This window comes from Gemella sp. zg-1178 (assembly GCF_018790995.1).
Taxonomy (GTDB): Bacteria; Bacillota; Bacilli; order Staphylococcales; family Gemellaceae; genus Gemelliphila.
In genome coordinates this window covers 1-3177 of sequence record NZ_JAHKEI010000045.1, presented here as the reverse complement: position 1 = coordinate 3177, position 3177 = coordinate 1, and the positions used below count along the sequence as shown (strand labels likewise).

Below are 3177 nucleotides of genomic sequence, written 5' to 3'. Positions count from 1 at the left end.
ATAATCAATTCAAGACTCCTGAAGATTATTATCAAAATATTGAATTATCTGTATCTAATATTAATAAAAAAGTTAATTCTGGTTGGTATGAGTTTAAGGCTAATAAGGGTATAGTTGAAAAATATCAAAGTAGAGATTTAAACAACCTAGAAATTAATTTTTATTGGTGGGGAATTGAAGTGAAAATGTACGATAAAGAAACTGTACATGATTTAGCTAATATCCTAACTATTCTTACGTATCCTTCAGCTGCAATATCAATTTTTGCAAGTATTGCTTCTGGAGGATTGGGAATATTTTTAACTTTTGCTCCTATTAAATTAGGTTGGATCGCACATAATATAAGTATAACAGCAGAAGAAAAAGGGAATTGCAAATTAAAGACCTTCCATTGGGGAACTTGGGAAACTAGTGGTGTTTATGAATAACGCAATAGCAGGTATATTACTAGGAATATCACTTATAATTATTAATGTACTAAGAGTATTTTTCAAAAAAGAGATTAGTACAATTAATATTTATAAAAAAATATATACTTTTCTATATATTTCTTTAATATTTATATTTCTTGTCGTATTATGGTTTATTCCATACGATAATACATGGGCAAAAATAGCATTATGTTCTGTATTTCTTGCTATTATACTTCTAAAAAAATAATAAAAATTTCTTTTTAATGTATTTAATGTTTAACTTATTATAAATATAAGAAAAATACAAAAAGCTAATAAAAAAGACGACAAATAGTCGTCTTTTTAAATTTTCAAATTCAAATTTTACTACTAAACAGAAAAAATAATTTTATTATTTTTTATAATTATACTATTTTGCAAACGCAAACCTTCTTACTATATCATATATTACTTTGATGTAATACTTGTTTTTTGTCTTTTTATATGATATAATAAAAATATAAATATAAATAGAAGTGATCACACTATTTAAAATATTAAAATTTTATTAATAAGGAGGTTCATTAAAATGAATAAAAAATTCAAATTTACTAGTGCTATTTTAGCATCTAGCTTGCTTATCACGCCAATCTCTGCTTTAGTTAGTAATTATGATAATGTGGCTAAGGCTGAGAATTTCAAAAAGAAAAATATTAAGTTATCTGAAGAAGATATAAGATATTTAGAAACATTTTTTAATCAAATAGAAAAAATACCCGAAGATTTATTACTTAATGGAAATAGTAAAGAAATAAAAAATTATCTAATAAAAAATAAAATACCTTTAAACATCTATAATGATAATATAGGAGAAACAAAAGATAGTATATTTATAATACAACCTAGAGGATTTTGGGGGTGTGTAGGGTCATTAGGTACTTTGATAGTTAGTACAGCTGTACCTGCAGCAAAAATTTTAAAAATTAAAAAATATGTAAAACACCTTGGAGGTGTTACAGATGCTGTAAGGTATTTATTAGGGATAAAAGGAGCAGAATCTGGAGGAGCTGTTTTAAAAAGTTTAATATTAGAATTAAGCGGAATTGCTTCTGTTACAGAATCTTGTTTTAGCTAAATAAAATGATAAAGACAGTAATAATAATAATATTAATGTTAATGTCGATATTAACAGGTTATGAATTTAAAAAAATGCAAGTAAGTATATTTAATTTAATTATTTATAATAAAAGTGAATTAAATATAATAAGAGAATATGCAAAAACACATCCCAAAAAAGAAACAATAAAGTTTATAAAGAAAAAATATAATCTAACTAATTATTATGCAAATGAAATAATAAAAATGTATTTTTAATAAAAGAAAATTATATATATATATATATATTTAAATGATACTATTTCCTACTTTATTAACAATTTAGTTTACATAAAAAATAAAAAAAGACGACAAATAGTCGTCTTTTTTAAATTTTCAAATTAAAATTTTACTACTAAAAAAATAATGTTATTATTTTTTATAATTATACTATTTTGCAAACGCAACCCTCCTTATTCTGCCATGTATTTTTTAAATATAATACTTGTTTTTTGTCTTTTTATATGTTATAATAAAAATGTAAATAGAAGTGATCACAATATTTCAAAATTAAAATTTGCTAGTGCAGTGTTAGCATCTAGCTTAATTATCACACCAATCTCTGCTTTAGTTAGTAATTATGATAATCTGGCTAAGGCTGAGGAACAACAAATTAAAATATCTAATAAAGATATAGAGGAAGCGTTAATAATTAAAGATTATATTAAGTTACAAAAGAAAAGAGGTATATATAGATTTCAATTTACTAATGATCCATCTCTTAACCAAAGACTTAAAGAAATAAATAGCCCATTAAACGATATAATTATAAGTCAATATATATCTAATTTAAACGATCATTTTATAAAAGAAAATGGGAATGGGCCTTTAACTAGTGCTATAAAAGAGATTAGAAAAAATTCAAAATCAGATAATATAATTAGTATGAATACATACTTCAGGGCTTCAGATTGTTCTTTGGCATTTTTCGGATTGAGTACATACGTAGGAGGATTATATACAGTTGTTGGAATAATAGCGGCGTCAACTCCTGTAGGGCTTATAGGATTTGGTCTTACAACTGCTATCAGTGCTATAGGTACTGCTTATTGTGGATAAATGAAAAAAATTATTATAATTAATGTTTTAAATATACTTGCATGGCTAGGTCTTGCTTTAATCCTTGAAAATTATGGTATAGAGATAGTAAAATATATATTTATACCAGTAAGTCTTGTAATGCAAATTACAGCAAATATTTATATAAGAAAGAAGAAAAAAGAAGAAGAAAGAAAATAGATAATATTATTTTAAAAAATTATTATATTCTAAATTTAATAAAATTGTAATAGAAGCAATCACAATATTTCAAAATTAAAATTTTATTAATAAGGGGGATGATTAAAATGAATAAAAAAGTCAAAATTGCTAGTGCTATTTTAGCCTCCAGCCTGCTTATCACACCAATCTCTGCTTTAGTTAGTAATTATGATAATGTGGCTAAGGCTAGTGAAACAAATAATAAAATCAATATACAAAAACATATTGAATATATTGATAGTCAAATTTATTTAGAAAATAATAATTTAAAAATCAATAAAGATGCTATTTTAATTTATATAAAAGAAAATTGGAATGAAATAAATATAAATAATCAATTCAAGACTCCTGAAGATTATTATCAAAATAT

At 23.4% G+C, this 3177-nt stretch carries 6 protein-coding genes; all 6 read left to right on the top strand.

Annotation, left to right across the window (positions count from 1 at the left end; all coding sequences use genetic code 11):
- A partial coding sequence (locus tag KMP12_RS07240; protein WP_215757049.1) for a hypothetical protein occupies positions 1-428 on the top strand: 428 nt, incomplete at its 5' end.
- Positions 429-981: 553 nt separating this feature from the next.
- Complete coding sequence (locus KMP12_RS07235; protein ID WP_215757048.1) at positions 982-1527, top strand: hypothetical protein; 546 nt, start codon at positions 982-984, stop codon at positions 1525-1527.
- Positions 1528-1532: 5 nt separating this feature from the next.
- The gene (locus KMP12_RS07230; RefSeq protein ID WP_215757047.1) at positions 1533-1766 is read left to right on the top strand and encodes a hypothetical protein; all 234 of its coding nucleotides are present in this window, start codon (positions 1533-1535) and stop codon (positions 1764-1766) included.
- Between the two features lie 204 nt (positions 1767-1970).
- Positions 1971-2606, top strand: coding sequence for a hypothetical protein (locus KMP12_RS07225; RefSeq protein ID WP_215757046.1), 636 nt, complete (start codon positions 1971-1973; stop codon positions 2604-2606).
- Entirely contained in the window at positions 2607-2786 is a 180-nt protein-coding gene (locus KMP12_RS07220) for a hypothetical protein (protein ID WP_215757045.1), read from the top strand.
- 107 nt (positions 2787-2893) lie between these two features.
- Positions 2894-3177: hypothetical protein (locus KMP12_RS07215; RefSeq protein WP_215757044.1), on the top strand; the 284-nt coding region annotated here is incomplete at its 3' end.